This is a genomic window from Actinomadura sediminis (genome assembly GCF_042675525.1).
GTDB lineage: Bacteria > Actinomycetota > Actinomycetes > Streptosporangiales > Streptosporangiaceae > Spirillospora > Spirillospora sediminis.
Genome location: NZ_JBHTJA010000097.1, coordinates 1 through 26,616, shown reverse-complemented (window position 1 = coordinate 26,616; position 26,616 = coordinate 1). Strand labels below are relative to the sequence as shown.

Below are 26,616 nucleotides of genomic sequence, written 5' to 3'. Positions count from 1 at the left end.
CGGTGGAGCGGATGATGCGCGACGCCAAGATCACCCAGATCTACGAGGGCACCAACCAGATCCAGCGGATGGTCATGGCCCGCCAGCTCCTCAAGTAGCGGGCAGCCGCACCTCGAACAGGGCACCGCCCTCCGGCGCGTCCCGGACGGTCAGGGTGCCGCCGTGCGCCGTCACCAGGTCGCGGGCGATCGCGAGGCCGAGGCCCGCGCCGCCCTCGTCGCGGCTGCGCGCGTCGTCCAGCCGCACGAACCGTTCGAAGACGCGCTCGCGATCGTCCACCGGGACGCCGGGGCCGTCGTCGGCGACGCGCAGCACGACGTCCCGCCCCTCGCGGGCGGCGGTGAGGCGGACGGTCCGGTCCGCGTGCCGCTGGGCGTTGTCCAGCAGGTTGCCGAGCACGCGCGACAGCCGTCCCGGCACGCCGGTCACCCGCGGGTCGCCCTCGACGGACGCCCGCACGGGGACGCGGTCCCCGGCGGCCCTGCGGTCGAGTTCGTCCCGCACCAGCTCCGCGAGCCGGACGGGACGCGCCGGAGGGCGCTCGCCCGCGTCGATCCGCGCGAGGAGCAGCAGGTCGGCGGCCAGGTGCTGCAACCGCACGACGTCGTCGACCGCGCCCGGCAGGTCCAGCAGCTCCGGATGTGCGGCCGCCACCTCCAGCTGCGTGCGCAGCGACGCGATCGGGCTGCGCAGCTCGTGCGACGCGTCCGCGACGAACGCGCGCTGCCTGGCCACCGAGTCCTCGAGCGCGGCGAGCGTCGCGTTCGTCGTGACGGCGAGCCGCCCCACCTCGTCCCGGGCGTCCGGCACGGGGACCCGCCGCGACAGGTCGCCCGCCACGGTGATCTCCGCCAGCTCCGCCCGGACCGCCTCCACCGGCCGCAACGCCCGCCGCGTCACCAGCCACGTCACGCCCGCCACCACGGCGAGCAGCAGCGGCAGCCCGACGAGCATCGAGCGCGTCACCGTCCCGACGGCGCTGCGGGCCGCGTCCAGCTCCGTGCCCGCGTACACCGCGACGGTCTCGCCCGCGGGCGTCGTCACCTCGACCGCCGCGAACCGGTAGTCCGCCGTCCGCCCGTCGACGGTCGCGGTCCCGGTGGTGAAGGACGGGTCGTCGTCCGAGACCTCGCCGCGCCGCGGCCCGTCGTCATCGTCGCCGTCCCCGGAGTCGTCGTCCCCGTCGTCCGGGGACGGGACGGGCGCGGCCGACGCCGATCCGGCGCCGCCGATCCCGGTCAGGTCCTCGCCGGCCGCGCGCACCCGGCCCGCGCCGTCCACGACCTGCACGGGATGCTCCTCGTCGTCGGGCAGGTCGAGCGACCCGAACGGGGTGCCCGCCGCGAGCTGAGACGCCACCTCCCGTGCCGCGACCTCGGACCGCAGGTCCGTCTGCCCGCCCAGCTCGGCGCGCAGCAGCAGCACGACCGCGAGGCCCGCGGCGACCAGCGCGGCGGCGACGACGGCCGTCGCCCCCAGCGTCGTCCGGGCCCGGACGGAGCCGAACCATCGCCCGGCGGGCATCTCAGGCGCCCCCGTCCCGCGCCAGCCGGTACCCGGCGCCCCGCACCGTCGCGATCGACCTGCGGCCGAACGGCACGTCCAGCTTGCGGCGCAGCGCGCTCACGTACACCTCGACGATGTTGGGGTCGCCGTCGTAGGCGAAGTCCCACACGGCCTCGATGATCTGCGCCTTGGACACGACGCGGCCCGCGTTCACCGCCAGGTGCTCCAGCACCGCGAACTCCTTGGCGGTCAGCTCGATCTCCTCGTCGCCGCGGAACACCCGCCGGGCGGCGGGGTCCACGGTGAGGTCGCCCAGGACGATCGCCGGGGACGCCCCCCGGGTGCGGCGCCGCAGCAGCGCGCGCACGCGGGCCACCAGCACCACGTACGAGAACGGCTTCGTCAGGTAGTCGTCCGCGCCCGTGTCCAGCCCCTCGGCCTCGTCGTACTCGCCGTCCTTCGCGGTCAGCATCAGGATCGGCGTCTCGTCGCCCGCCGCCCGCAGCGCCGCGCACACCCGGTAGCCGTTCATCCCGGGAAGCATGATGTCCAGGACGATCAGGTCGTAGCCGCCCTCGGACGCCCGCTCGTACCCCTCGGCGCCGTCATGGACGACGTCCACCACGAACCCCTCGGCGGTCAGGCCGCGGGCCAGGGACGTGGCCAGGCGTTTCTCGTCCTCGACGATGAGCAGGCGCATGGAGGACAGCCTGCCAAACCGTTCCTGAAGAAGACTTCAGGTCGCTTCAGGTCCGCTACAGGAACGCCCGGCATCGTCGGTGACGTCCGGGCCGACCGGCCACGGCACACCGACACCGGAGGTGGAATCACATGGGCATCGACGCGCGCCGCGTCCTCACCGGCCGCAGGCTCCTGGTCACGGCGCTCGCGGCGGCGGCCGTCGCCGGCGGGGGAGCGGCCACCGCGGTCGCCGCCGCGCCGGACGACCGGGACGAGGGCGTCCCGCAGGGCACCCGCGTCACCGCCATGCAGGCGGCTCAGGCCGCCCTGAAGGCGGCCCCCGGCACCGTCGAGGACATCGACCTCGACGACGACGGCGGCGCCGCCGTCTGGGAGGTCGACGTCGTCGCGTCCGGCGGCGTCCGCGGTGTGAGCATCGACGCCGGCTCGGGGAAGGTCGTCCAGAACCGGGCCGACCGGGACGACGATGACGACGACCGCCGCGAGGCGGCCGCCGAGGCGAAGGCGCTGGGCGGCGCGAAGGTGACCGCGGCCGCCGCCGCGAACGCCGCGCTGAAGGCGGCGCCCGGCACCGTCACGTCCGTCGATTTCCAGCCCGGGGACGGACCCTCCTGGGAGGTCGAGGTGGCGGGCTCGGACGGCACCGAGCGCGAGGTCACCGTGGACGCCGCCTCCGGCAAGGTCCTCCAGAACCAGGCCGACGACCAGGACGACGGTGCCGGCGACGACGAGGGCGACGACGACTGACCCCCTTCGCGGCGTCCCCCGGGAATGGGGGGCGCCGCCGCCGGGAAGACACCGATCACGGCGGGTTGAAAGGGAGACTATGAGCGACGAGGTACCGGCGCCCGGCGTCGACACGACCGTCCCGCAGGTGGCGCGCATCTGGAACTACTGGCTCGGAGGCAAGGACAACTTCCCCGTGGACCGCCAGGTCGGCGACCAGATCCTCCGCATGCTCCCGGACGTCGCGCGCCTCGCCCGCGCGTCCCGCATCTACCTCAACCGCGTCGTGTGGTTCCTCACGGCCGAGGCGGGCGTCCGCCAGTTCATCGACATCGGCACCGGCCTGCCCACCGCCGACAACACCCACGAGGTGGCGCAGCGCGCCGCGCCCGAGTCGCGCATCGTCTACGTCGACAACGACCCGCTGGTACTGGCCCACGCGAAATCACTGCTGACCAGCACCCCCGAGGGCAGCACCGCCTACGTCCACGCCGACCTGCGCGAGCCCGAGCGCATCATCGAGGCCGCGGCCGAGACGCTCGACCTCGGCGAGCCGGTCGCGCTGACGCTGATGGGCATCCTCGAGTTCATCACCGACGACGACGAGGCGTACGCGATCGTCCGGCGGCTCATGGACGCCCTCGCCCCCGGCAGCTACCTCGCCCTGTACGACGGCACGAACGTCGTGCACGGCGCGGCCTCCGACAAGATCGTCGAGGTGTGGAACGCGTCCGGCGACTCGCCCCTGGTGCTGCGCACCCCCGAGGGCATCGCCCGCTTCTTCGACGGCCTCGAGATCCTCCCGCCCGGGATCGTCCCCGTCACCCGCTGGCGCCCCGAACACCCGGCCGACGACGTGGACGCCTACGGCGGCGTCGGCCGCAAGCTCTGAGGGTCAGCGGCGCATGCCGCTGCCGCCGGACTCCTCCTCCCCGTCCGTGGTGTGCTCCGGTTCGAGGTACTCGTCCTCGGGCCAGAGCGTGTCGGCGAGGCACGCGAGGTACTCCTCGTCCGCCGGGTCCAGCTCGGCGGTCATCGACTCCGGATGGACGGCGGGCGGCCCGGTGCACGGCTCCGCGGGCGCCGCCTGGGCGAAGGGGCGGAGCAAGTTGGACACGCACAGGCCGAGCACGGCGACCAGTGCGACGAGGACCAGGACTGTGATCACACCACCCCGTCCTTTCGCGGTCGGGTTCCACATGATCCTTGCGTAAGTAGCGAAACAGTTGAACGCTACCGGGACGACCGATCGGATGGGAGTCCGACATGCTGACCGCAGGGGACAATGGGCGCATGGAGTCTCACGGCCCCGTGGACGCGCGGGCGCGCGAGCTGGCCCGGATCCTCTGGGATCACCTGGTGCTGGCCGACCCTCTCTCCAAGGCTGACGTGATCCTGGCGCTGGGGTGTCACGACACGCGGGTGGCGGTCCATGCCGCCCGGCTTTGGCATGAGGGACGGGCGCCGCTGCTCGTCGTCTCGGGCGGGCGCGGCAAGATCACGTCCGGGTGGACGGAGACGGAGGCGCGGGTGTTCGCGCGGGTGGCGCGGGAGCACGGCGTCCCGGAGCGGGCCCTGGTGCTGGAGGAGACCGCGGCGAACACGGGTGAGAACATCACGGCGACGCGCCGGCTGCTGGACGCGCGGGGCGTCGAGGTGCGCAGCGGGATCCTGGTCGCCAAGCCCTACATGACGCGCCGGTCGCTCGCGACGGCGCGGTGCCAGTGGGCCGGGGTGGAGTGGACGGTCGCCGCGCCCGAGATCGGGTTCGACGCCTACGGCGACGACGAGCGTCGGTTCATCGAGCTGATGGTGGGCGACCTGCAGCGGATGGTCGTCTACGCCGACCGCGGTTTCCAGGTGCCCATGCCGGTTCCGGCGGCGGCATGGGCGGCGTACGAGGAACTGGTGCGGCTCGGCTACGACCGTCACGTGATCAGGTGACGGCCGCGGCGCGTCAGGCGGCCGCGGTGGGGCGGTGCGGGGCGACGACGCGGCCGTCGGGGAGCAGTTCCCCGGTGTCGTCGAAGACGACGGTGCCGTTGCACAGCAGGCTCCAGCCCTGCTCGGGGTGGTACGCGACGGTGCGCGCGGCGTCCCGGTCGTGGGCGTCGGCGGCGGGGCAGGACGGCTCGTGCGTGCAGGCCGTCGGCTCGGAGTGGGCGGTCACGGGATTCCTCCATGGGGTCCCTGTGATTAAGGACATACTTCACCATGCCGCCGCACGCCCGAAATATGCAAGTAGATGAGGAATCCTTTACGTTACGAGCGTGTAAAGGTTCGCTGTACGGGGCAGCGTCAGCGCCGATCCGGTTCGTCGCCGTGGTCCACGTCCAGGCCGACGACGGAGGCGCAGCCCGTGCAGACCCATTCCGCGACCACCGCCTCGAAATCGGCGCCGCGGGTGCGGTAGGGCTGGGCGACGCGCCTGCGCCGCATCCCGTGCCCGCAGGACGAGTGCAGCAGCCGCCCGCACGCGGGGCACGGCCACACGTCCTCGCGGCGCAGCGCGCACCGCGGGCAGGCCGGAGCCTCGTGCGCCTCGGGCGGCCCGTCCGGACGGGCGCCGCCGTGGAGATCGAGTCCCAGTTCGGCGCGCCACTCGCGTTCGAGCTCCAGGTACTCGTCGCCGGGCCAGTGGTGGTCGGCGAGCCAGGCGAGGTACTCCTCCTCGCCCGGTTCGAGCACGGCCGTCAGGGACTCGGGGTGCCCGGACGCCGGGACGGCCGGACGCCGGAAACGGTGCCGGGCCGCGGCCAGCAGGATGAGCAGGCCGAGGAGCACGGCGGCCAGGCCAGTCGCCAGGGGCATCGCGGGGGTTCCTTTGGATCATGAATGCGCTTCACAAAACCCTGCGAACGCTACAAGAAGGTTTCCTGACCGAAAAGTCGATCAGAAAGATCCTTTGTCCGGATCCCTGCCCGGGCGTGTCCGGAAATGGCGAAGCTCGTGACCGGAACCCCGGCCGGCATTCCGTTCACGAGGCTTCCGCGTTCAGTCCTTGCGGCCGAGCACCGCCACCATCTGGCTGTGCAGCGGGTGCTCGAGCGGACCCGCCGGGCCGTCCGGCCGCCACGCGGTCACCAACTCGACGCCCGGCTCCAGAATCGTCAGGCCCTCCATGAACCGCTCGATCTCGGACGAATGCCGGAAGTAGGAACCGCCGAGCCCCGACTGCAGGATCTTCTTCGCCTCCTCGACGCGCGGGTCGTCGCCCGCGTCGTGCAGGTGCGTGAGCATGACGTGGCTGCCGGGCGGCAGGAAGCGGTGCAGCGCGCGGACGACGCCCGCCGGGTCCCGGTCGTCCGGCACGTGGTGGATGATCGCGGCCAGGATGACGCCGACCGGACGGTCGAGGTCGATCAGCGCGGTCAGCGCCGGATCCGTGAAGATCTTCTCGGGCTCGTAGAGGTCGCCCTGGATGAACGTCGCGACGCCGGTCTCGGTGAGCAGCGCCCGGCCGTGGGCGAGCACGATCGGGTCGTTGTCGACGTACACGACGCGGGCGCCGGGCGAGGCGGCCGTGGCGAACTGGTGCACGTTGGACGACGTCGGCAGCCCGGACCCGATGTCCACGAACTGGTCGATGCCGAGCTCCCCGGCGAGGTGGGTCACCGCCCGCTCGATCGCGACGCGGTTGCCCTGCGCCACGACGGGCGCCTCGGGGACGAGCCCCATCACCATGTCGGCGACCTCGCGGTCGGCGGCGAAGTTGTCCTTGCCGCCGAGGAAGTAGTCGTACACCCGGGCGAACGTCGGAGTGGAGGGGTCGATGCCGGGCGGGGCGTTCTCCGGGGGTCCGTCGGCCACGTGCGGGGCTCCTCGCTGATCGGTGCGGCGGTGTTGAAAACACCATGCGGAGGGGGAGTTCCACATTAGGCTGAACCGCCCGGCGATGCGGGCGTTTTCCCGATCACCGCCTCCCCGTTCACGCGGCCGGCCCGGCGCGCGGCGGGGGCGGCGGGGGTGCGGTTTTCCGCAGGGCCGGGATGCGGCGCGCGGCCGGTAAGGTCGGCGGTGCGCTCCATGGTGGCGGTATCGGCGGATCTCTAGTGTGGCGAGGCATGATCACAATGACGTTTTTGGCGGCGACCGAGGGCGAACCGGTGGGCGGCATCGCCGGCTGGGCCACCGACCTGATGGAGCAGCTGGGCGCGCCGGGCGCGGGGATCGCCATCGCGCTGGAGAACCTGTTCCCGCCGCTGCCGAGCGAGATCATCCTGCCGCTCGCCGGGTTCACCGCGTCGCAGGGCAAGATGAACCTCATCGCCGCCCTGATCTGGACGACCGTCGGGTCGGTCGTCGGCGCGCTCGCCCTGTACGGCATCGGCGCCGTCATCGGGCGCGACCGCATCCGCAGGCTCGTCGCCCGGCTCCCGCTCGTCAAGATCGAGGACCTCGACCGCACCGAGGCGTGGTTCGCCAAGCACGGCGCCAAGGCCGTCTTCTTCGGCCGCATGATCCCGATCTTCCGCAGCCTCATCTCCATCCCGGCCGGGGTGGAGCGGATGCCGCTGAGCAAGTTCCTGCTGTACACGACCCTCGGCAGCGCGATCTGGAACACGATCTTCGTGATGGCCGGCTACGGGCTCGGCGACCAGTGGCACAAGGTCGAGGAGTACGTCGGCATCTACTCCAAGGGCGTCCTCGCGGTGGTCGCCGTGGCCGTCGTGGCGTTCCTCGCCTTCCGCGTCGTGAAGTCGCGCAAGGGCGGGAACGGGGGCGGCGGGGCGCACCGTGTCGGCCCGAGAGACCCCGAGCGTGACCACAGCGCCTTCTGACGACGCCGCCGGCCGGGACGACCTCCGCCGCGGGCCCGCCGACCGGGCGGCTCCGGGGGAGCGCGCCGCCGGTGCCGTCCCCGCCGGTGGACGTGCCGCCGCGCGGACGGCCGTGCGCGCGTCCGCCGGGCTCGCGCTCGGCACCCTGACGGCGCTCGTCGAACTCGCCTTCCTGCTGGTCGCCGCCCTGGCGGCGCCGTTCTCGCGGGCGCGCGGCGGGCGCGCGGTGCCGGGGGCCGTCGCCGCCGGGGCCCGCGGGCTCACGGAACTCGAGCGCCGCAGGCTTGCCCACTTCTTCGCCGAAGAGAGCGCGGCCGCGGACGGCCCGGGACGCGCGCTCGCCTACCTGGCGGTGCGCGCGCCGATCGGTCTCCTCGGCGGGGTGATCCTGTTCCTGACCGTCTACGGGGCGGCCATGGCCGCCGGCCTGATGGCGAGCTGGTGGATCACCGGCGACTACCTGGACGGCATCCCGCCGCGCCCCTGGATCGTCGCCTACACGGTCCTCCTGGGCGCGGTGCTGCTGTTCATCGCCGTCCAGGGCCTGGCCGGCGTCGTCGCGCTGGAACGGGCGACCGCCCGCCGGCGGCTCGGCCCGAGCCCGCTGGACGCCTACCGCCGCCGCATCGCCGAACTCCGCGTCACCCGCGCGCAGGTGGTGGACGCCGTCGACGACGAGCGCCGCCGCATCGAGCGCGACCTGCACGACGGCGTCCAGCAGCGGCTCGTCGCGCTCGGCATGCTGATCGGGCGGGCCCGCCGCGCGGGCGGCGCCGACCCGGAACGGGCCGCCGAGCTGCTGCGGCAGGCGCACGAGGAGTCGCGGCGCGCCCTGGACGACCTGCGCGAGGTGAGCTGGCGCGTGTTCCCCGCGGCGCTGGACGGCGAGGGCCTGCGGGCGGCGCTGGAGACGGTCGCCGAACGGTCGGCGGTCCCGGTGACGATCGGCTACGACGTGCCGGGACGGCCCCCGCACCCGGTCGAGACCGCCGCGTACTTCGTCGTCTGCGAGACCGTCACCAACGCGAACAAGCACTCGGGCGCGGGGCGGATCCGCGTCGACGTCGCGGAACGGAACGGGAGGATCGGCGTGCGCGTCGAGGACGACGGGACCGGGGGAGCCGACCCCGGCGGCGGGGGGCTGGCCGGGCTCGCCCGCCGCGCCGCCGCGCTGGACGGGACGTTCGCCGTGGACAGCCCGCCCGGCGGGCCCACCGTGATCACCGCGGAGCTGCCGTGCGGGTGATGCTCGCGGAGGACTCGACGCTGCTGCGCGAGGGCCTCGTGCGGCTGCTGGCCGAGGAGGGGCACGAGGTCGCCGCGGCCGTCGGCGACGGCGACGCGCTGCTCGCCGCCGTGGCGGCGGCGCCGCCCGACGTCGTCGTCGTGGACGTGCGGATGCCGCCGACGCACACCGACGAGGGGCTGCGCGCCGCGCTGGAGATCCGCCGCCGGTGGCCGGACGTCGGGGTGCTCGTCCTGTCGCAGTACGTGGAGAAGCGGTACGCCGCCGAGCTGATCACCGCGGACACCGCGGGCGTCGGCTATCTGCTCAAGGACCGGGTCGCGCAGGTCGACGAGTTCCTCGACGCCCTCGACCGGATCGCGGCGGGCGGCGCCGCGTTCGACCCCGAGGTGGTGCGGCGGCTGCTGGCGCAGAGCGCGCACGCCGATCCGCTGGCCCGGCTGACGCCGCGGGAACGGGACGTCCTCGACCACATGGCGCAGGGGCACACCAACGGGTCGATCGCCGCGCACCTGCACATCTCCCAGAGCGCCGTGGAGAAGCACGTCAACGCGATCTTCGACAAGCTCGGCCTGGCGGGCGCCGCGGGGTACAGCCGCCGCGTGCTGGCCGTCCTGCACTACCTCCGGTCGTGACCGGGGGGCCGCCGGGCGGCGGTCAGCGGGCGGCGGTCAGCGGGCGGCGGGCGCCGGGTCGTCCACGGCGTCCACGGGGTAGCGGGTGCCGCCCACGGCGCGGGCGCGGGCGAGGAGCGCGCGGTTGGCGGCGAGCATCGCCGGGACGGGTGCGCAGCCCGGCGAGGCCGTCCGCAGCATCCCGAGCAGGACGGGGTCGGGCGGGACGGCGAGCCCGGGCACGCGTCCGGTGCGCAGCGCCTTGATCAGGACGACGCCGCTGAGTCCCACGCCGGCCGGGTCCGTCGCCGCGAGCTCGGCCTCGATGACGTCGGCGGCGCGGTCCCCGGGGAGGAACACCATGCCCCACGGGTGCGGGCGCGCCCACTCGCCGAGGGCGGCGAGCTCCGCCACGTCCGGCCGGAGGCGGTCGGCGAAGCGGAGGTAGGGCAGTTCCTCGGCCCCGGCGGTCCCGGGCGGCGGCGGGCCGCCGTGCAGCACGGCCTTGGCCTCGTACCGCCATCCGCCGCCCTCCGCGGGCTTGGCCTGCCCGGACAGGTGCTCGGCCCTCGTCTCGCGCTGCACCCGCAGCAGGTCCACGGCGTCGCGGCACGGGATCGTGCAGGACAGCACGCGTTCGGGCACGGGGACCAGCCGCAGCGCGGCCCGGGTGATGACCCCGTGGCGCCCGAGCCCGGCCCGCACCGCGTCGAACAGCTCGGGCCGATCGCCGGGGGAGCACGTCACCGCACCGCGCCCGGCGTCCCGCCCGTACCGGACGACGTCGAGCGACAGGACGTTCGCGGCCTGCAGGCCGTGCCGGTGCGACCCGCCGCCGACGCCGCCCGCCGACAGGGACCCGCCGACGGTGACGTCGAGGTGGTCGGTCAGCACGGGCGGGGCGAGGCCGAACGGCAGCGTCGCGTCCAGGACCTCCCGCCAGGTCGTCCCGGCGTCCACGACCGCGTGCGGGCCCCGCGGCCCGCCCGCCTCGACCGCGCGGACTCCGGCGAGCCCCCGCATGTCGAGGGACACGCCGCCGGTCAGCGACTGCCCGAACGTGGAGTGGCCGAGGCCGCGCGGGACGGCGTCCAGGCCCTCCGCGGCGGCCTCCCGGAGCGCGGCGGCGACCTCGGCCGCCGACCCGGGACGGACGGTCCGCGCGGGGGAGCGCTCGACGATCCCGCCGAAGTCGCGCACGCTACCGCTTCCGCAGGCGGTCGGCGACGCGGCCGAGGGCGTCGCCGAGCAGCTCGATCTCGTCGCGCGACAGCACGTCGATCAGGGACTCCCGGACGACCCGCCGGTGCCCGGGCCGGACGCGCTCCAGCGCGGCCGCGCCCTCATCGGTCAGCTCCGCCCACACCGACCGCCGGTCGGTCTCGCAGCCGGTGCGCCGCACGAGCCCGGCTCGTTCCAGTTGCGTGACCTGGTAGGTCAGCCGGCTCTTGGAGATCATCACCTGGCGGGCGAGGTCGGACATGCGCAGCCGTCCGCCGTCGGCCCACCGCAGCCGCACCAGGACCTCGAACTCGGGGTGCGAGAGCCCGCCGTCGCGCTTGAGCTGCCGTTCGACCTCGTGGTCCATGAGGTGCCCGGCGGCCAGGAACGCCATCCAGGCGCGCAGCTCCGCGTCGTCGAGCGGATCCCCCGCATCGCTCATGTGGTGATTCTAGTTGGTCTGTATCCAACCTGAAGTTTCTAGGTGGTCTGGAATTCAAGCACCTCTGGTAGCGTTCTGTTAGTTCAGATTTGAACCTTCAACCGGAGGAGGGGCATGCTCCCGTCTCGCCGACACCCCGACCTGCTCCACGCCGGGCTGCTCATCGGCCGACTGGTCCTCGGCGCGGTGTTCGTCGCGCACGGCTGGCAGAAGCTCAACGACACCGGGCACGCCGGCGTCACCGCGATGTTCGACGGCCTCGGCATCCCGCTGCCCGGCGTCGCCGCGACCTTCGCGACCTGGGTGGAGCTGCTCGGCGGCGCCGCGCTGATCCTGGGCGTCCTCGTCCCCGTGGCCGGCGTGCTGCTCGCCGCGAACATGGCCGGCGCGTTCTGGTACGTCCACAAGGACGCCGGGTTCTTCGCGAGCGACGGCGGCTACGAGTTCGTCCTCGTCCTCGGCGCCGTCGCCCTGCTGCTCGCGCTGACGGGGGCGGGCCGGTTCTCGCTGGACGCCGTCCTGTGGGGCGGACGGCGCCGCGGGGCCGACGTCCCGGAACGCGAGGGCGCGGCGGCCTGAACCCGTCGCCCGGCGGGCCCCGCGCTTCCGCGCGGGGCCCGCTTCCGCGTGTTCCAGGCGTTTCCGTCGTACGCCACGTGTCGCCGAGCGGTCATGGACCCCCGCCGCCTTCACGGGCGAGCCCCGGCGTGCTGAACGGCGGGCCGCCCGCCATAAGTGTGATGTGATCTGAGTCACTTTTTGGAGGGGTGGGCCGCTGAAGATGACGGACCGGTAAACATCGGTCACCTGGTGCGAAAGGGATGTGGCCCGCTCCAATCCCGGTCACCGGCGGCCCCGCGAACTTGACAGGGCCCTTTTCTCGTCACGATCTCTTTGCGTCGAAGTGACAAGATGTTCCCGATGACCGTTTCTGGGCATGGTGATCACTGAGGTTCCTGGAGAAGGCGGGTCGCAGGTGTCGCGCGGTAGTGAGTTCGTGGTGGTGGCCAACCGGCTTCCGGTCGACCGGATCGTCGGAGAGGACGGCGTTCCGCGCTGGCGGCGGAGCCCCGGCGGCCTGGTCAGCGCGATCGCGCCGGTCATGCGGCGCCGGAACGGCACGTGGATCGGCTGGACCGGGGCGCCGGACGAGCACCTCGAGCCGTTCGAGGAGGACGGCATGTCGCTCGTCCCCATCTCCCAGTCCGCCGAGGACGTCGAGCTGTACTACGAGGGTTTCTCGAACGCCACGCTGTGGCCGCTGTACCACGACGTCGTGGCGCCGCCCGTGTACGACCGCGCGATGTGGGACGCCTACGTGCGCGTCAACCGGCGCTTCGCGGAGGCGGCGGCGGAGGTCGCCTCCGAGGGCGGCATCGTCTGGGTGCAGGACTACCAGCTCCAGCTCGTCCCGGCGATGCTGCGGGACCTGCGGCCCGACCTGCGCATCGGGTTCTTCCTGCACATCCCGTTCCCGCCGGTGGAGCTGTTCTGGCAGCTTCCCTGGCGGCGCCGGATCCTGGAAGGGCTGCTCGGCGCCGACCTGGTCGGCTTCCAGCTCCCCGGCGCCGCGGCCAACTTCGTGCGCCTGTGCAAGCGCCTGCTGGACACCCGGAACATCAAGCAGGACGTCCTGTGGGACGGCCGCGTCGTCCGCGCCCGCGCCTTCCCGATCTCGGTGGACGTCAGCGAGCTGGACGACCTCGTGGCCCGGCCGGAGGTGCGGGAACGCGCCCAGGAGATCCGCAGCGACCTCGGCGACTGCACGCTCCTGCTGGGGGTCGACCGGCTCGACTACACCAAGGGCATCCGGCAGCGGCTGGAGGCGTTCGGGGAGCTGTTCGAGGACGGCCACCTCAAGCCGGGCGAGGCCGTGTTCGTGCAGATCGCGACGCCGAGCCGCGAGCGCGTCGAGCAGTACCAGCTCCTGCGCGAGGAGATCGAGCAGGAGGTCGGCCGGCTCAACGGCGATTACGGAGAGATCGGCTTTCCGGTCGTGCACTATATGCACAGTTCGTACGACCGTGCCGAGCTGGCCGCGCTCTACCTCGCCGCGGACGTCATGGTCGTCACCCCGCTGCGGGACGGCATGAACCTGGTCGCCAAGGAGTACGTCGCCTGCCGCGCGGACCTGCGCGGGGCCCTGGTGCTGAGCGAGTTCACCGGCGCCGCGGACGAGCTCAAGCGCGGCGCGTTCCTCGTCAACCCCTACGACATCGACGGCCTCAAGGAGCGGCTCCTGGAGGCGCTCGGCGCCGAGCCCGCCGAGCTGGCCCGGCGGATGCGGTCGATGCGCCGGCGCGTGCTGGAGCACGACGTGGACCGCTGGGCCCACGCGTTCCTCAGTGAGCTGGAGCGTCCGGAGCGGGAGCGTCCGGACGACGTGCAGCCGCCGGTCCTGCCGGTCCCGGAGGGCTGACCCGGCGGGCGAAGGCCGCCCACACCGACTTCCCGCCGGTCGCGAGCGGCGCCCATCCCCAGGCGTCGCTGACCGCGCCGACCACCAGCAGGCCGCGCCCGCCCTCGACGAAGCGGTCGGAGTCCGCCGTCGCGGGCTCGGGCGCGCGCCCGCTCGGGTCGGTCACCGCCACGACGAGCCGCCGCCGGTGACCGACCAGCACGAGCTGGATCGGGCGCCGCGGCAGCGGCTGGGGGAGTCCCTCGAGGCCGTGCCGCAGGGCGTTGGTGACCAGTTCCGAGACGGTGACGACGATGTCCGCGGCGCCGTCCGCCAGGCCCCACGCGCGAAGCGTCGCCTCGGTGAACTCGCGCGCCGTGCGGGGCGCGGTGATCTCCGCCGGCAGGACCCGCCGCGCCGTGCGCGGGGCGCCCTCGTGCGGCGTCGGCCAGCGCCCGGCCAGGCCGGGGGCCGGCACCGGGGCCGGGGAGACGGCCGGGCCGTCCGTGGGCCCCGCCGCGTGCGCGGGGGACGGCGCGGGCGCGTCCGGCCAGGGCGCGTGCCCGGACGCGGCGTCCCGCGGCCGTAGGCCCTCTCCGGCGCCGTGGAGGGCGCCGTGCCTGGCGGCGTGCGCCGCGACGTCGTCTGCCTGGTCAACGGTCATGGTGTGAACCTCGAGAGGCGAGCGGGTTGGTCACCGGCGAGCGTTCGCTATCTTGCTCCCCAAGTCGTGCAGATGCAAGACCGTCTGCACGAACGGGTGCAAGAACGAATGCAAGACCGAATGCACGTGCATCTCGTACCATGGTGTGGGGTGGGGCGAGATCGCGGCCTCCCTGCGGGGAGGCGGACACGCCTAGAGGGGGCAAAGATGAACGGCCACCAGATGCCGCCCGGCGGCGCGAGCCGCAGCGGACTCGTCTGGCAGAAGAGCCGCCGGAGCAATCCGAGCGGCAACTGCGTCGAACTGGCCGCACTCCCCAGCGGGGACATCGCCGTGCGCAACTCCCGGGACCCCGAGGGGGCCGTCCTCGTCTACACGCGCGAGGAGGTGGAGGCGTTCGTCGGCGGGGCCAAGGACGGTGACTTCGACCACATGCTGGTCTGTGCGGCCGAATGAACCGAATCCCATTCCATTCAGGATTCCGGCCCGCTAACGTGCGGCCATGCACCTGGGGCAGATCGCCGCACAGACGCCCGACAAACCCGCCGTGATCATGGCGGGCTCGGGCCGCACCGTCACCTACCGGGAACTGAACGAGGAGTCCAACCGGCTCGCGCAGCTGCTCCGCGCGGAGGGGCTGCGCCCGGGGGACCACATCGCGTTCATGCTCGAGAACCACCCGCTCTATCTGGCCATCGCCTGGGCCGCCCAGCGGTCCGGGCTCTACTACACGGCCGTGAGCTCACGGCTCGGCCCCGACGAGGTCGCCTACATCGCGGGCAACTGCGGGGCCAAGGTGTTCATCGCGGACGCGTCGATCCCGGCCGTCGCGCAGAACCCGCCGGACGTGCCGCTGCGGCTCATGCTCGGCGGCACGGCACCCGGCTACGACTCCTACGAGGAGCGCGTCGCCGCGCACCCCGCCACGCCCATCGAGGACGAGTGCGAGGGCGTCGACATGCTCTACTCGTCCGGCACCACGGGCCGGCCCAAGGGCGTGAAACCGGCCCTCGGCAAGGCGCCCATGGGCACCCCCGGCCCCCTGACCCAGCTGATCTCGATGCTCTTCCAGCCCGACGGCGACTCGGTCTACCTGTCTCCGGCGCCGCTCTACCACGCGGCCCCGCTGCGCTACTGCATCAGCTTCCAGCGCTTCGGCGCCACCGTCGTGGTGATGGAGAAGTTCGACGCCGAGGCCGCCCTCGCCGCCATCGAGAAGTACCGCGTCACGCACAGCCAGTGGGTCCCGACCATGTTCATCCGGATGCTGAAGCTCCCCGAGGAGACCCGCGCCCGGTACGACGTGTCGAGCCTGCGCGCCGCCGTGCACGCCGCGGCGCCGTGTCCCGTCCCGGTCAAGGAGCAGATGATCGACTGGTGGGGGCCGATCCTCCACGAGTACTACGCGGGCACCGAGGGAAACTGCTTCGTCTACACCGACTCCCGCGACTGGCTGGCCCACAAGGGCACCGTCGGGCGCCCCGTCCTCGGGCAGGTCCACGTGTGCGACGAGAACGGCGACGAGGTCCCTCCCGGCACCCCGGGAACGCTGTACTTCGGCGAGGGCCCCGAGTTCGAGTACCACGGCGACGAGGACAAGACCGCGGCGTCCCGCGACCCGAAGGGACGCGGCTGGAGCACCCTCGGCGACATCGGCTACGTCGACGACGACGGCTTCATCTACCTCACCGACCGCCGCGCCTACATGATCATCAGCGGCGGTGTGAACATCTACCCGCAGGAGGCCGAGAACGTGCTCGCGGTGCACCCGAGGGTCGCCGACGTCGCCGTCCTCGGCGTTCCGGACCCGGAGATGGGCGAGGCCGTCAAGGCGGTCGTCCAGCCTCTCGACATGGACGACGCGGGACCCGAACTGGAGGCCGAGCTGATCGCCTACTGCCGCGACCGGCTCGCCCACTACAAGTGCCCCCGTTCGGTCGACTTCCGCGCCGAACTCCCCCGCCACCCCACCGGCAAGCTCTACAAGCGCCTGCTGAAGGACGAGTACTGGAAGGACGCGGCCGCGTCCTGACATGGGACGAGCCCCGGTCCGGAACGTCCCGGACCGGGGCTCGCGGCCGTGCGGTGCCCGATCAGTGCATCGGCATCGGAGCGTCGGCGGCCGGGGGGTTCTCCGGCTTCCGGCGCGGCAGCACCAGCGCGGGCAGGACGGCCAGCACCAGCAGGCCCGTGGCGTACCAGAAGGTGTTCTGGAACGCGTCCGCCATCGGCCCGACGACCTTCGCCATGACCTCCGCGGGCATCTCGCTCATCGCGGCCAGCCCGGCCTCGCCGCCCGCGCCGCTCTCCGCGCCGGGCATCGGCGGGAGCTGCTGGACGAACTGGCGGGCCAGCAGCACCGACATCATCGCCGTGCCGATGGACGCCGCCACCTGCTGGATGATGTTCAGCATCGTGCTCGCGCGCGGCACCTCGTCGTGCACGAGCGGCTGGATGGCCGCGGCCATGGTCGGCATCATCGTCATGCCCATGCCGAGCCCCATCGCGAACAGCGTGGTCCCGAGCGCCCAGTAGGAGGTGTCCTCCTGGACCTGCCAGGCGAAGCCGCCGAGCGACAGGATCACGATGGTGAGACCGCCCAGCACGACCCGTCCGGGGCCGATCTTGTCGGTGAGCCGTCCGCCGATCGGCATGGTGACCATCGCGCCCAGGCCCTGCGGCGCCAGCAGCAGGCCGGAGGCCATGGCGGCCTCACCGCGCACCACCTGGTAGTACAGCGGCATCAGCAGCATGGCGCCCATGAACGCGACGGCGAACAGCACCATCGTCCCGGACGCGGCCGCCACCGAGCGGCGCTTGAGCAGCCGCAGGTCGATCAGCGGGTTCGACGCGGTCAGAGCGCGCGCCACGAACCCGAGCACCAGGACGGCACCCGCCAGCGTGAACGGCAGCGCCTCGGCGGCGAGGAAGTCGCTCAGCTCGCCGCCCTTCGCCAGGCCGTAGATCAGCAGGGCGAGGCCGGGGGACAGCAGCAGGAGCCCGATGAGGTCGAGCCGCTCCGCCGGCTTCGGCGTGTCGGGCTTGAGGATCTTGGCCGCCAGGATCAGCGACACGATGCCGATCGGCAGGTTGATGAAGAAGATCCAGCGCCAGGACACCTCGTCGACGAGGTAGCCGCCGAGGATCGGGCCGAGGATCGGGCCGAGCAGCATCGGGATGCCGACGATGCTCATCACCTGGCCGACCCGCTGCGGGCCCGCCGCCTGGGTCATGATCGTCATACCGGCGGGCATGATCATGCCGCCGCCGAGCCCCTGCAGGATCCGGAACGCGATCAGCGACTCGGGCGACCACGCGAGGCCGGCGAGCATCGAGCCGAGCACGAACAGCGTGATCGAGATCATGTAAAGGCGCTTGGTGCCGAACCTCGCCGACGCCCAGCCCGTGATCGGGATCACGGTGGCCAGGGCGAGGGTGTACCCCGTCGCGACCCACTGGATGGTGGCGAGCGACGTGTTGAACTCGGCGGTGAGCGCGTTGAGGGCGACGTTGACGACGGTCACGTCCAGGATGGACATGATCGCGCCGAGGACCACGACCCCGGCCACCGCGAACACGCCGCGGTCGAGACCTCCGGGTTCCGGTGCCTCCTGGGGGCCGTCCGCCGCCTTGGGAGACGCGGGAGCGGTCAACTTACCTTCCAATCGTCGGGGCCCGCGCACGCGGGCACGCAGGGGCCGGGGATGGTTCGATGGGGGATACCGCAGCAAAATACTGCAGAGACTGACACTTTCGCGAACGGTTAAACTCGCGCGACCTCGGGAGTATTCCGTCCGGGTCTGACAATCTGCCCGGGTCTACGCTGCTCTCCGCGTTCCAGACTCAGACCTCGATCGCGGTCGAGGTCAACCGAATGTGACGGACGCGACATCCTATCCCTCACCTCCGCGTTCACCCCGAATCGACCGTGCCCCGACACAGACCCGCCGCGTCCCCGGAACTCACCGCCGCACCCGAACGGATTCTCGACCGACGCCCGTTGGACACCTTCGGTCATGATCCGCGACGTACGGTGACGAGTGTTTGGAGCCGCGATGACCGTCCGGATGCCCGAGGACCCACTCGCCCAGTCGCTGCTCGCGCTGGAGCGCCCGCGAGACGAGCGTCCGCACCGGCGACCCCGCCTTCCCCTGCACCCACGGCCGCGGCCTCTACGACCACCTGCGCGACCGGCCGTCCGACGGCGCCGTGTTCGACCCGCCATGTTCTCGATCACCGGCCGCCCGCGGACCCGGCCCTAGTGCGAGCGCCTCCTCGACCGCACGGGCCTGCGGCCGACCGGCGTCCCCGCCCGGGGCCCGCCTTCGGAGTCCTGGAGGCGCGCCCCTAAGAAGACCGTGCCGCTTTTTAGGCCGGCATGGTGCCCCGTTCGGACATATCGCTATCTACTGTCCATATCCCCCCAGGGGTCTTCCAAGGGGGAATCATGCACATCTCACATCCCGCACCGGACGTCACCGCGCTCACCGACGCCGTCCCGCTACCGGGCATCGGCTTCCTGCCGGTCAACGCCCACCTCCTGCACGCGGAGCAGCCCGTCCTCGTCGATACCGGCCTGCGCGCCGCGAGCGCGGAGTTCCTCGACGTCCTGTGGTCGCTGGTCGACCCCGCCGACCTGCGCTGGATCTACCTGACCCACCCCGATCGCGACCACACCGGAAGCGTCTTCGAGATCCTCGAGGCCGCCCCGTCCGCCCGGTTGGTCACCACGTTCCTCGGCATGGGCCTGCTCTCGCTCGAACGGCCCGTGCCGCCCGACCGCGTGTACCTGCTGAACCCGGGGCAGTCGCTAGACGTCGGCGACCGCGGCCTGCTCGCGTTCCGGCCCCCCGTCTACGACAACCCCGCCACCACGGCGATCATCGACGACCGCACCGGGACCTGCTTCAGCTCCGACTGCTTCGGCGCCCCGATGACGAGCCGCGACCTCGTGGAGAGCGACGACGTCGCGGCGATCCCGCACGCCGACCTGATCGCCGGCCAGCGGCTCTGGGCCGTGCTCGACAGCCCGTGGCTCTGCGAGGTGGACCGGAACCTCTTCCATTCCTCGCTCCATCCGCTCCGCGACGCCGACCCGCCCGTCGTCCTCAGCACGCATCTGCCGCCCGCGCACCACAGGACCGCGGCGATGCTCGACACCCTCGCGGGCGCCCCGGACGCGCCGCCCTACATCGGCCCCGACCAGGAGGCCTTCCTGAGGTTGCTCACCGAACTGGAGCCCGCGACCGGAGGCCCCGCCCCTCAGAACGGCTGAGGCCCGACCCGGCCCCACGCCACGACGGCCGCCAGGGCGAGGAGGACGACGGGCGCCGCGATCGTCCGGGTCTCCCCGCATGTCGAACGCGGCGGGCAGGACGAGGCCCGCTCCGGCCAGTGCCTCCAGAACGCCGATCGTCCTGACGGCGCCGGGACCGAAGTCCTCGGCGAAACCGAAACCGGACGCGACGTCTGCTCACGGGCGAGCGGCGGCGGCCGACCGATCTCGCGCGCGCGAGCACGGCCGCGAGGCGGGCGCGGTTCGGCCGGGCCTAGGCCGGGGGCAGGCCGAGGGCGCGGGCGATCAGCATGCGCTGGACCTCGGACGTGCCCTCGCCGACCTCGAGGATCTTCGCGTCCCGGTAGAAGCGGCCGACGGCGTACTCGTTCATGAAGCCGTAGCCGCCGAAGATCTGCGTGGCGTCGCGGGCGTTGTCCATGGCGGCGTTCGACGCGACGAGCTTGGCGATCGCCGCCTCCTTCTTGAACGGCTCGCCCGCCAGCAGGCGCGCGGCGGCCGCGTAGTAGGCCAGGCGGGCGGTGTGGGCGCGCGTCTCCATGTCGGCGATCTTGAACTGGATCGCCTGGTAGCGGCCGATCTCCCGGCCGAACGCCTCCCGCTCGCGGACGTAGCGCAGGCACTCGTCCACGCAGCCCTGCGCGAGGCCGACCGACAGCGCGGCGATCGCGATGCGGCCCTCGTCCAGGATGCGCAGGAACTGCGCGTAGCCGCGGCCGCGCTCGCCGACGAGGTTCTCGGCGGGGACGCGGACGTCGTCGAACGACAGCTCGCGGGTGTCGGACGCCGACCAGCCGACCTTCGAGTACTTGCGCCCGACCGTGAAGCCGGGGGTGCCGTTCGGGACGATGATCGTGGAGATCTCGTCGTCGCCGGTGAAGGCCGTGACGGTGACGAACGCGGTGATGTCCGTGCCCGAGTTCGTGATGAACGACTTCGACCCGTTGATGACCCAGGAGTCGCCGTCGAGCCGGGCCGTGGTGCGCATGCCGCCCGGGACGTCCGAGCCGCCGCCCGGTTCGGTCAGGCCGAACGCCGCGAGGTTCTCGCCCGAGGTCAGCCGTGGCAGCCACGCGGCCTTCTGCTCGGGCGAGCCGAACCGGTAGATCGGCATCGCGCCCAGCGAGACCCCCGCCTCCAGGGTGATCGCGACGGACGAGTCGACGCGCGCGAGCTCCTCGAGGGCGAGGCAGAGCGCGAAGTAGTCGCCGCCCATGCCGCCGTGCTCCTCGGGGAACGGGAGCCCGAACAGGCCCATCTTCCCCATCGCGGCGACGATGTCGTACGGGAACTCGCCGCGCTCGTACAGGTCGCCGATCACCGGGGCGACCGTCTCGCGGGCGAACCGCTCGACGGTGCTCCGCAGCTCCTCCTGCTCGTCGCTCAGCTTGAAGTCGATCATCATTGCTCCGTTTCGGGGGACAGGGCCTGCACGACGCGGGACGGGCTCGGACGGCCGAGCCGCCCGGCCATCCACCTGCTGGTCGCGACGAGCTTGCCGAGGTCGACGCCGGTGTCGATGCCGAGACCGTCCAGCATCCACACGAGGTCCTCGGTGGCGAGGTTGCCGGTGGCGCTCTCGGCGTACGGGCAGCCGCCGATGCCGCCGGTGGACGCGTCGACGACCGTGACGCCCGCGCGGAGCGCCGCCAGCGTGTTGGCGAGGGCCTGCCCGTAGGTGTCGTGGAAGTGGACGGCGAGCCGGTCGGTGCCGATCCCGGCGGCGGCCATCGCCTCGATCAGCGCGGTGACGTGCCCGGCGGTGCCGACGCCGATGGTGTCGCCGATGCTGAGCTGCGAGCAGCCGAGCTCCATCAGCCGGGACGCGACGGAGACGACCTGTTCGATCGGGACGTCGTCCTCCCACGGGTCTCCGAAAGCCATCGACACGTAGGCCCGCACCCACAGGCCCTGCGCGCGCGCCCGCTCCACGACGGGCGCGAACATCGCGATGGACTCGTCCACGGTCCGGTTGAGGTTGCGCCGGGCGAACGACTCGGTGGCGCTCCCGAACACGGCGATCTCGGTGACGCCGTTCGCGAGCGCCCGGTCCAGGCCCCGGTCGTTCGGGACGAGGACGGGGTAGCGCAGCTCGGGCGAGCGGGGCAGGACGCCCAGCAGTTCCTCGGCGTCCGCGAGCTGCGGCACCCACTTGGGGTGCACGAAGCTGGTCGTCTCGATCGTGCGCAGCCCCGCGTCCGCGAGCCGGGTGACGAACTCGGCCTTGACGGACGCGGGCACGATCGCCTTCTCGTTCTGCAGGCCGTCCCGGGGCCCGACCTCGTAGATCGTGACCCGCTCCGGCAGGCCCGGCAGCGGTGTGCGCATCGTCATGCCTCCTCGATCACGGCCAGCACCGCGTCCAGGGCGACCTGGGCGCCGGCGCGGACCGGCAGCTTCGCCACGACGCCCGCGCGGGGCGCGGTGACGGTGTGCTCCATCTTCATCGCCTCGACGACCACGAGCGGCTGCCCCTCCGCGACGCGGTCGCCCTCGGCCGCCTTGACGGCGAGGACGGTCCCGGGCATCGGGCTGCGCAGCACCCCGTCGCCCGCCCCGGCCGCCGCGGCGCCGCCCTCGGCGGCGACGTGCTCGCCGAGCGCCCACACGCGCCCCTCGCGGCCGAGCCACAGCGTGTTCCCGTCGCGGGCGGCGGCGAACGCGACCGTCCGCCCGGCGTAGGTGAGGGTGGTGCCGCGCAGGGACGCCTCGACGGGCTCGCCGTCGCCGACGCGGACCCGCGCGGACGACGCCCGCCCCTGCACCCGGACCTCGACGGGCTCCCCGCCCGCGGGCGTGATGATCCAGCGCGTCCAGGCGTGCGCCCCGGGACGCCAGCCGTCCGGGATCGTCCACGGGTCGTCGCCGGACTCGAGGGCGTGCATCCGTTCCAGCGCGGCGGCGGCGAGCACCTCCGGCGGGACGGACGCGTCGCCGGTGAGGTCGCCGAGGGCGCGTTCGACCAGGCCGGTGTCGATGTCGCCGGACGCGACGTCCGGGTGCCGCAGCAGCGCCCGCAGGAACGCGACGTTCGTCGGGACGCCGAGGAGCGTGTACCCCGCGAGGGCCCGGTCGAGGCGGTGCAGGGCCTCGGCGCGGTCCGCCCCGTGGACGATCACCTTCGCGAGCATCGGGTCGTAGGAGCCGCCGACCACGGTGCCGACGTCGAGCCCCGAGTCGACCCGCACGTCCGGTTCGTCCAGTGCGAGGACACGGCCGCCGGTCGGCAGGAAGCCGCGCGCCGGGTCCTCGGCGTAGACACGGGCCTCGATCGCGTGCCCGTCGAGGCGGACGTCGTCCTGCCCGAACGGCAGCGGACGCCCCGCCGCGACGCGGAGTTGCAGTTCGACCAGGTCGAGGCCCGTGACCAGTTCGGTCACGGGATGTTCGACCTGGAGGCGGGTGTTCATCTCCATGAAGAAGAACTCGTCGGGCCGGTCGGCCGACACGATGTACTCGACCGTCCCGGCGCCGGTGTACCCGACGGCGCGCGCGGCGGCGACGGCGGCGGCGCCCATCCGCTCGCGGGCCGCGGCGTCCAGCAGCGGCGACGGCGCCTCCTCGACGATCTTCTGGTGGCGCCGCTGGAGGCTGCACTCGCGTTCGCCCAGGTGGACGGTGTTGCCGTGGGCGTCCGCGAACACCTGGATCTCGATGTGCCGGGGGTTCTCGACGAACCGCTCGACGAGGATGGTGTCGTCGCCGAACGAGCCGCGCGCCTCGCGCCGGGCGGACGCGATCGCGTCCGGCAGGTCCGCTTCGTCCCGGACGAGGCGCATGCCCTTGCCGCCGCCGCCCGCCGAGGGCTTGAGCAGCACCGGCAGGCCGACCTCCAGCGCGGCCGCCCGCAGTTCCTCGTCGGAGAGGCCGGGTTCGTCCCGCCCAGGGACGACCGGGACGCCGGCCGCGGCGACCGTCCGCTTCGCGCGGATCTTGTCGCCCATCGCGTCGATGGCCTCGGCGGGCGGGCCGATGAACACCAGGCCCGCGTCGCCGCAGGCCCGCGCGAACGCGGTGTTCTCCGCGAGGAACCCGTACCCCGGGTGGACGGCCTGCGCGCCCGCCGCGCGGGCCGCGCCGATCACCGCCTCGACGTCCAGGTAGGACGGGACGAGCAGCGCTTCGTCCGCCTCGCGCACGTGCAGGGCTCCCGCGTCGGCCGCGGTGTGGACGGCCACCGACCGCACGCCGAGCCGCCGCAGCGTGCGGAACACGCGGACGGCGATCTCACCCCGGTTGGCGACCAGGACGCTGTCGAACATCAGACCCTCACATCCGGAAGACGCCGTAGCCGACCGGCTCCAGCGGTGCGTTCGCCGCGACCGACAGCCCGAGCCCGAGCACCCGCCGGGTGTCGCGCGGGTCGATCACCCCGTCGTCCCACAGCCGCGCCGTGGAGTAGTACGGATTCCCCTGGTCCTCGTACTGCTCGCGGATCGGCGCCTTGAACCTCTCCTCGTCCTCGGCGGGCCAGTCCTCGCCGCGCGCCTCCATCTGGTCGCGGCGGACGGTCGCCAGGACGCTCGCGGCCTGCTCGCCGCCCATGACCGAGATGCGGGCGTTCGGCCACATCCACAGGAACCTGGGGGAGTACGCCCGGCCGCACATGGCGTAGTTGCCCGCGCCGAACGAACCGCCGATCACGACGGTGAACTTCGGGACGCGCGCGCACGCCACGGCCGTCACCATCTTCGCGCCGTGCTTGGCGATGCCGCTCGCCTCGTACTCGCGCCCCACCATGAACCCGGTGATGTTCTGCAGGAAGACGAGCGGGACGCTGCGGCGGTCGCACAGCTCGATGAAGTGCGCGCCCTTCTGCGCCGACTCGCCGAACAGGATCCCGTTGTTCGCGACGATCCCGACCGGGTGCCCGTGGACGCGCGCGAAGCCGGTGACGAGCGTCGTCCCGTACTCCTTCTTGAACTCCTGGAACCGGCTGCCGTCCACGATGCGGGCGATGACCTCGCGGACGTCGTAGGGCGTGCGGGGGTCCGGCGGGACGACCCCGTACAGCTCCGCCGGGTCGGCGGCGGGCTCCTCGGCCGGCGCGACGTCCCAGGGGCGGGGCTCGCGGGGGCCGAGCGTCCCGACGATGTCGCGGACGATCCGCAGCGCCTGCGCGTCGTCCTCGGCGAGGTGGTCGGTGACGCCGGACGTGCGCGAGTGCAGCTCGCCGCCGCCCAGCTCCTCGGCCGTCACGACCTCGCCGGTCGCGGCCTTCACCAGCGGCGGGCCGCCCAGGAAGATCGTGCCCTGGCCGCGGACGATCACGGCCTCGTCGCTCATCGCCGGGACGTACGCGCCGCCGGCCGTGCACGATCCCATGACGGCGGCGATCTGCGGGATGCCGCGCTGCGACATCGTCGCCTGGTTGTAGAAGATCCGGCCGAAGTGCTCGCGGTCGGGGAACACCTCGTCCTGGCGGGGCAGGAACGCGCCGCCGGAGTCGACCAGGTAAATGCAGGGGAGGCGGTTGTGCAGCGCCACCTCCTGCGCCCGCAGGTGCTTCTTGACCGTGACCGGGTAGTAGGTGCCGCCCTTCACGGTGGCGTCGTTGGCGACGATCACGCATTCGCGCCCGGAGACGCGGCCGACGCCGGTGATGATCCCGGCGCCCGGGGCCTCGTCGTCGTACATGCCGGTCGCGGCCAGCGGCGACAGTTCGAGGAACGGCGAGCCGGGGTCCAGGAGCGTGTCGACGCGGTCGCGGGGGAGCAGCTTGCCGCGCGCGACGTGCCGTTCGCGGGCCCGCTCGGGACCGCCGCGCCCGGCCCGGTCCACGTGCTCGCGCAGCTCCGCGACCAGCGCCTCGTTGTGCGCGGCGTTGGCCTTGAACGCCTCGCCCGCGACGTCGGCGCGCGTGCCGATCTCGGGTCCGGTCATGGTGCCCTTCCCTGTTAATGCTCGTTAACAACTCCGATGTTAATGCTCATTAACAGCGTGCGTCTACACTTGCCGCATGACCTCCCGACCCGCCGAGGCGGCCCCGGACGCCCACGGGCCCGCGGCCCCGGACGCCCACGGGCCCGCGGCCCCGGACGCCCAGGGGCCCGCGGCCCCGGACGTAACCGTGCCCGCGGCGCCGCCGAACCCGCGCCGGGCGGAGCTCCTCGCCGCCGCCGCGGAGCTGTTCGCGCGCCGCGGCTACCACGGCACGTCCATCGGCGACGTCGGCCGCGCCGTCGGGCTCACCGGGCCCGCCCTCTACCGGCACTTCCGCGGCAAGGAGGCCGTGCTCGCCGAGATGCTGCTGGACATCAGCGAGCGGCTGCTCGCCGAGGGCGCCCGCCGCGCCGCCGACCCCGACCCGTCCCGCGCCCTGGACGCGCTGCTGCGCTGGCACATCGCGTTCGCGCTGGACAACCCCGCGCTGATCACCGTGCACGAGCGCGAACTGGACAACGTCCCCGAGGAGCAGCGGCACCGCGTCCGCCGCCTGCAGCGGGCGTACGTGGAGGAGTGGGTCGGCGTCCTGCGCCGCCGGACGCCCGCGCTGGCCGACGACCGTACCCGCGCGGCCGTCCACGCCTGCTTCGGGCTGCTCAACTCCACCCCGCGCAGCGCCGCGGGGCTGGACCGCGCCGCGATGGCCGACCTCCTGCACGCCATGGCCCGCTCGGCCCTGGACGGCGCCGGACCCGCCCCCGGCCGGGCCTAACGGCGCTCCGCCGGCGGGGCGCCGTAGTCGAGCGCGCCCGCGCGCACGGCCCGGTGAACGGCGCGCGCGAGCCGCGCCCCCCACACCGAGCGCGGCCCCGCGAACGGTTCGGGCGTCCCCGCCTCCGGGACGGCGACGCACACGGCGTCCGACGCCGTCCCCGTGCACGGGAACCCGGCCTCCAGGAGCGCCTGCGTCTTCGCCTCCGTGACCGTGACCACCGCGTTCACCAGCGCCCCGTCGGTCAGCGGGACCGGGAGCACGGCGAGGATGTTGATCGTCCCGGGCCGCCACGGCGCGGCCGCGGGCGTCCCGCGGCGCGGCCGCCGGCGGCGGCGGAGCCGCATCGGCGCCAGCTCGGG

General features: G+C 73.2%; 28 protein-coding genes. 13 read left to right on the top strand and 15 right to left on the bottom strand.

Annotated elements, in window-relative coordinates; all coding sequences use genetic code 11:
• A partial coding sequence (locus tag ACFQ11_RS30510) for an acyl-CoA dehydrogenase family protein (protein ID WP_131764087.1) occupies positions 1-98 on the top strand: 98 nt, incomplete at its 5' end.
• On the opposite strand, the gene ACFQ11_RS30505 is transcribed toward ACFQ11_RS30510, so the two are convergent.
• Together ACFQ11_RS30505 and ACFQ11_RS30500 are read right to left on the bottom strand one after the other, a co-directional pair.
• Positions 91-1,524, bottom strand: a complete 1,434-nt coding sequence (locus ACFQ11_RS30505) for a sensor histidine kinase (RefSeq protein WP_378304941.1) — start codon at positions 1,522-1,524, stop codon at positions 91-93. The two genes, ACFQ11_RS30510 and ACFQ11_RS30505, sit on opposite strands and share 8 nt — an antisense overlap.
• A 1-nt stretch (position 1,525) precedes the next feature.
• Positions 1,526-2,206, bottom strand: a complete 681-nt coding sequence (locus ACFQ11_RS30500; RefSeq protein WP_378304939.1) for a response regulator transcription factor — start codon at positions 2,204-2,206, stop codon at positions 1,526-1,528.
• A gap of 131 nt (positions 2,207-2,337) precedes the next feature.
• Here ACFQ11_RS30500 and ACFQ11_RS30495 point away from each other — a divergent pair, with 131 nt between their 5' ends.
• Together ACFQ11_RS30495 and ACFQ11_RS30490 are read left to right on the top strand one after the other, a co-directional pair.
• The gene (locus ACFQ11_RS30495) at positions 2,338-2,955 is read left to right on the top strand and encodes a PepSY domain-containing protein (protein WP_378304937.1); all 618 of its coding nucleotides are present in this window, start codon (positions 2,338-2,340) and stop codon (positions 2,953-2,955) included.
• A 79-nt stretch (positions 2,956-3,034) separates the two neighbouring features.
• Positions 3,035-3,826, top strand: coding sequence for an SAM-dependent methyltransferase (locus ACFQ11_RS30490; RefSeq protein ID WP_378304935.1), 792 nt, complete (start codon positions 3,035-3,037; stop codon positions 3,824-3,826).
• A gap of 3 nt (positions 3,827-3,829) precedes the next feature.
• On the opposite strand, the gene ACFQ11_RS30485 is transcribed toward ACFQ11_RS30490, so the two are convergent.
• Positions 3,830-4,102, bottom strand: coding sequence for a hypothetical protein (locus ACFQ11_RS30485; protein ID WP_378304933.1), 273 nt, complete (start codon positions 4,100-4,102; stop codon positions 3,830-3,832).
• Between the two features lie 125 nt (positions 4,103-4,227).
• Between ACFQ11_RS30485 and ACFQ11_RS30480 the strand changes: the two genes are divergently transcribed.
• Positions 4,228-4,878 carry a YdcF family protein gene (locus ACFQ11_RS30480; protein WP_378304931.1) on the top strand — a complete coding sequence of 217 codons (651 nt, stop codon included), beginning with the start codon at positions 4,228-4,230 and terminating at the stop codon, positions 4,876-4,878.
• Between the two features lie 13 nt (positions 4,879-4,891).
• Here ACFQ11_RS30480 and ACFQ11_RS30475 read toward each other — a convergent pair whose 3' ends face one another.
• From ACFQ11_RS30475 to ACFQ11_RS30465, 3 genes are all read right to left on the bottom strand, one after another.
• Positions 4,892-5,104, bottom strand: coding sequence for a DUF5999 family protein (locus ACFQ11_RS30475; protein WP_378304929.1), 213 nt, complete (start codon positions 5,102-5,104; stop codon positions 4,892-4,894).
• Positions 5,105-5,232: 128 nt separating this feature from the next.
• Positions 5,233-5,745 (bottom strand): hypothetical protein, encoded by a 513-nt coding sequence (locus ACFQ11_RS30470; RefSeq protein ID WP_378304927.1) that lies wholly within the window; start codon positions 5,743-5,745, stop codon positions 5,233-5,235.
• A gap of 183 nt (positions 5,746-5,928) precedes the next feature.
• Positions 5,929-6,744: an SAM-dependent methyltransferase gene (locus ACFQ11_RS30465; RefSeq protein WP_378304925.1), complete on the bottom strand. Its 816-nt coding sequence runs from the start codon at positions 6,742-6,744 to the stop codon at positions 5,929-5,931.
• Positions 6,745-7,073: 329 nt separating this feature from the next.
• Between ACFQ11_RS30465 and ACFQ11_RS30460 the strand changes: the two genes are divergently transcribed.
• From ACFQ11_RS30460 to ACFQ11_RS30450, 3 genes are read left to right on the top strand one after another with little or no spacing between them, the layout of a single operon-like run.
• Positions 7,074-7,715, top strand: a complete 642-nt coding sequence (locus ACFQ11_RS30460; RefSeq protein WP_378304945.1) for a DedA family protein — start codon at positions 7,074-7,076, stop codon at positions 7,713-7,715.
• Positions 7,696-8,961 carry a sensor histidine kinase gene (locus tag ACFQ11_RS30455; protein WP_378304923.1) on the top strand — a complete coding sequence of 422 codons (1,266 nt, stop codon included), beginning with the start codon at positions 7,696-7,698 and terminating at the stop codon, positions 8,959-8,961. The genes ACFQ11_RS30460 and ACFQ11_RS30455 overlap by 20 nt, the downstream gene beginning before the upstream one ends.
• Positions 8,952-9,596 carry a response regulator gene (locus tag ACFQ11_RS30450; protein WP_378304921.1) on the top strand — a complete coding sequence of 215 codons (645 nt, stop codon included), beginning with the start codon at positions 8,952-8,954 and terminating at the stop codon, positions 9,594-9,596. The genes ACFQ11_RS30455 and ACFQ11_RS30450 overlap by 10 nt, the downstream gene beginning before the upstream one ends.
• A gap of 36 nt (positions 9,597-9,632) precedes the next feature.
• Here ACFQ11_RS30450 and ACFQ11_RS30445 read toward each other — a convergent pair whose 3' ends face one another.
• Positions 9,633-10,775, bottom strand: coding sequence for an FAD-binding protein (locus tag ACFQ11_RS30445; protein WP_378304919.1), 1,143 nt, complete (start codon positions 10,773-10,775; stop codon positions 9,633-9,635).
• A gap of 1 nt (position 10,776) precedes the next feature.
• Positions 10,777-11,238, bottom strand: a complete 462-nt coding sequence (locus ACFQ11_RS30440) for a MarR family winged helix-turn-helix transcriptional regulator (protein ID WP_378304917.1) — start codon at positions 11,236-11,238, stop codon at positions 10,777-10,779.
• Between the two features lie 114 nt (positions 11,239-11,352).
• Here ACFQ11_RS30440 and ACFQ11_RS30435 point away from each other — a divergent pair, with 114 nt between their 5' ends.
• Together ACFQ11_RS30435 and ACFQ11_RS30430 are read left to right on the top strand one after the other, a co-directional pair.
• Positions 11,353-11,817: a DoxX family protein gene (locus tag ACFQ11_RS30435; RefSeq protein ID WP_378304915.1), complete on the top strand. Its 465-nt coding sequence runs from the start codon at positions 11,353-11,355 to the stop codon at positions 11,815-11,817.
• 358 nt (positions 11,818-12,175) lie between these two features.
• Positions 12,176-13,657: an alpha,alpha-trehalose-phosphate synthase (UDP-forming) gene (locus ACFQ11_RS30430; RefSeq protein ID WP_378304913.1), complete on the top strand. Its 1,482-nt coding sequence runs from the start codon at positions 12,176-12,178 to the stop codon at positions 13,655-13,657.
• On the opposite strand, the gene ACFQ11_RS30425 is transcribed toward ACFQ11_RS30430, so the two are convergent.
• Positions 13,581-14,300 (bottom strand): ATP-binding protein, encoded by a 720-nt coding sequence (locus ACFQ11_RS30425; RefSeq protein WP_378304911.1) that lies wholly within the window; start codon positions 14,298-14,300, stop codon positions 13,581-13,583. The genes ACFQ11_RS30430 and ACFQ11_RS30425 overlap by 77 nt on opposite strands.
• 207 nt (positions 14,301-14,507) lie before the next feature.
• Here ACFQ11_RS30425 and ACFQ11_RS30420 point away from each other — a divergent pair, with 207 nt between their 5' ends.
• Both ACFQ11_RS30420 and ACFQ11_RS30415 read left to right on the top strand, forming a co-directional pair.
• On the top strand, positions 14,508-14,756 hold the full coding sequence (locus tag ACFQ11_RS30420) for a DUF397 domain-containing protein (protein ID WP_378304909.1): 249 nt from the start codon (positions 14,508-14,510) through the stop codon (positions 14,754-14,756).
• Between the two features lie 46 nt (positions 14,757-14,802).
• A complete protein-coding gene (locus ACFQ11_RS30415; protein ID WP_378304907.1) occupies positions 14,803-16,332 on the top strand; it encodes an acyl-CoA synthetase in 1,530 nt (509 codons plus the stop codon).
• Between the two features lie 61 nt (positions 16,333-16,393).
• On the opposite strand, the gene ACFQ11_RS30410 is transcribed toward ACFQ11_RS30415, so the two are convergent.
• Positions 16,394-17,953, bottom strand: a complete 1,560-nt coding sequence (locus ACFQ11_RS30410; RefSeq protein WP_378304905.1) for a DHA2 family efflux MFS transporter permease subunit — start codon at positions 17,951-17,953, stop codon at positions 16,394-16,396.
• Between the two features lie 794 nt (positions 17,954-18,747).
• Here ACFQ11_RS30410 and ACFQ11_RS30405 point away from each other — a divergent pair.
• A complete protein-coding gene (locus ACFQ11_RS30405) occupies positions 18,748-19,575 on the top strand; it encodes an MBL fold metallo-hydrolase (protein WP_378304903.1) in 828 nt (275 codons plus the stop codon).
• A gap of 274 nt (positions 19,576-19,849) precedes the next feature.
• On the opposite strand, the gene ACFQ11_RS30400 is transcribed toward ACFQ11_RS30405, so the two are convergent.
• The 4 genes from ACFQ11_RS30400 to ACFQ11_RS30385 are packed head-to-tail and all read right to left on the bottom strand — an operon-like array spanning position 19,850 to position 25,479.
• Positions 19,850-20,998, bottom strand: a complete 1,149-nt coding sequence (locus tag ACFQ11_RS30400; protein WP_378304901.1) for an acyl-CoA dehydrogenase family protein — start codon at positions 20,996-20,998, stop codon at positions 19,850-19,852.
• On the bottom strand, positions 20,998-21,924 hold the full coding sequence (locus ACFQ11_RS30395; RefSeq protein WP_378304943.1) for a hydroxymethylglutaryl-CoA lyase: 927 nt from the start codon (positions 21,922-21,924) through the stop codon (positions 20,998-21,000). Before ACFQ11_RS30395 ends, ACFQ11_RS30400 begins: the two co-directional genes overlap by 1 nt.
• Before the next feature lie 2 nt (positions 21,925-21,926).
• A complete protein-coding gene (locus ACFQ11_RS30390; RefSeq protein ID WP_378304899.1) occupies positions 21,927-23,858 on the bottom strand; it encodes an acetyl/propionyl/methylcrotonyl-CoA carboxylase subunit alpha in 1,932 nt (643 codons plus the stop codon).
• A 7-nt stretch (positions 23,859-23,865) separates the two neighbouring features.
• Complete coding sequence (locus tag ACFQ11_RS30385; RefSeq protein WP_378304897.1) at positions 23,866-25,479, bottom strand: carboxyl transferase domain-containing protein; 1,614 nt, start codon at positions 25,477-25,479, stop codon at positions 23,866-23,868.
• A 76-nt stretch (positions 25,480-25,555) separates the two neighbouring features.
• Between ACFQ11_RS30385 and ACFQ11_RS30380 the strand changes: the two genes are divergently transcribed.
• On the top strand, positions 25,556-26,254 hold the full coding sequence (locus tag ACFQ11_RS30380) for an SACE_7040 family transcriptional regulator (protein ID WP_378304895.1): 699 nt from the start codon (positions 25,556-25,558) through the stop codon (positions 26,252-26,254).
• Here ACFQ11_RS30380 and ACFQ11_RS30375 read toward each other — a convergent pair.
• A partial coding sequence (locus tag ACFQ11_RS30375) for an adenosylcobinamide amidohydrolase (protein WP_378304893.1) occupies positions 26,251-26,616 on the bottom strand: 366 nt, incomplete at its 5' end. The genes ACFQ11_RS30380 and ACFQ11_RS30375 overlap by 4 nt on opposite strands.

Bases quoted from the DNA above. Each gene is read 5' to 3' on its own strand.
- ACFQ11_RS30385 (WP_378304897.1), bottom strand. From the start codon at position 25,479: ATGACCGGACCCGAGATCGGCACGCGCGCCGACGTCGCGGGCGAGGCG.
- ACFQ11_RS30425 (WP_378304911.1), bottom strand. From the start codon at position 14,300: ATGACCGTTGACCAGGCAGACGACGTCGCGGCGCACGCCGCCAGGCAC.
- ACFQ11_RS30500 (WP_378304939.1), bottom strand. From the start codon at position 2,206: ATGCGCCTGCTCATCGTCGAGGACGAGAAACGCCTGGCCACGTCCCTG.
- ACFQ11_RS30380 (WP_378304895.1), top strand. From the start codon at position 25,556: ATGACCTCCCGACCCGCCGAGGCGGCCCCGGACGCCCACGGGCCCGCG.
- ACFQ11_RS30430 (WP_378304913.1), top strand. From the start codon at position 12,176: ATGGTGATCACTGAGGTTCCTGGAGAAGGCGGGTCGCAGGTGTCGCGC.
- ACFQ11_RS30420 (WP_378304909.1), top strand. From the start codon at position 14,508: ATGAACGGCCACCAGATGCCGCCCGGCGGCGCGAGCCGCAGCGGACTC.
- ACFQ11_RS30415 (WP_378304907.1), top strand. From the start codon at position 14,803: ATGCACCTGGGGCAGATCGCCGCACAGACGCCCGACAAACCCGCCGTG.
- ACFQ11_RS30495 (WP_378304937.1), top strand. From the start codon at position 2,338: ATGGGCATCGACGCGCGCCGCGTCCTCACCGGCCGCAGGCTCCTGGTC.
- ACFQ11_RS30435 (WP_378304915.1), top strand. From the start codon at position 11,353: ATGCTCCCGTCTCGCCGACACCCCGACCTGCTCCACGCCGGGCTGCTC.
- ACFQ11_RS30460 (WP_378304945.1), top strand. From the start codon at position 7,074: ATGGAGCAGCTGGGCGCGCCGGGCGCGGGGATCGCCATCGCGCTGGAG.
- ACFQ11_RS30395 (WP_378304943.1), bottom strand. From the start codon at position 21,924: ATGCGCACACCGCTGCCGGGCCTGCCGGAGCGGGTCACGATCTACGAG.
- ACFQ11_RS30400 (WP_378304901.1), bottom strand. From the start codon at position 20,998: ATGATCGACTTCAAGCTGAGCGACGAGCAGGAGGAGCTGCGGAGCACC.
- ACFQ11_RS30405 (WP_378304903.1), top strand. From the start codon at position 18,748: ATGCACATCTCACATCCCGCACCGGACGTCACCGCGCTCACCGACGCC.
- ACFQ11_RS30440 (WP_378304917.1), bottom strand. From the start codon at position 11,238: ATGAGCGATGCGGGGGATCCGCTCGACGACGCGGAGCTGCGCGCCTGG.
- ACFQ11_RS30470 (WP_378304927.1), bottom strand. From the start codon at position 5,745: ATGCCCCTGGCGACTGGCCTGGCCGCCGTGCTCCTCGGCCTGCTCATC.
- ACFQ11_RS30490 (WP_378304935.1), top strand. From the start codon at position 3,035: ATGAGCGACGAGGTACCGGCGCCCGGCGTCGACACGACCGTCCCGCAG.
- ACFQ11_RS30505 (WP_378304941.1), bottom strand. From the start codon at position 1,524: ATGCCCGCCGGGCGATGGTTCGGCTCCGTCCGGGCCCGGACGACGCTG.
- ACFQ11_RS30390 (WP_378304899.1), bottom strand. From the start codon at position 23,858: ATGTTCGACAGCGTCCTGGTCGCCAACCGGGGTGAGATCGCCGTCCGC.
- ACFQ11_RS30480 (WP_378304931.1), top strand. From the start codon at position 4,228: ATGGAGTCTCACGGCCCCGTGGACGCGCGGGCGCGCGAGCTGGCCCGG.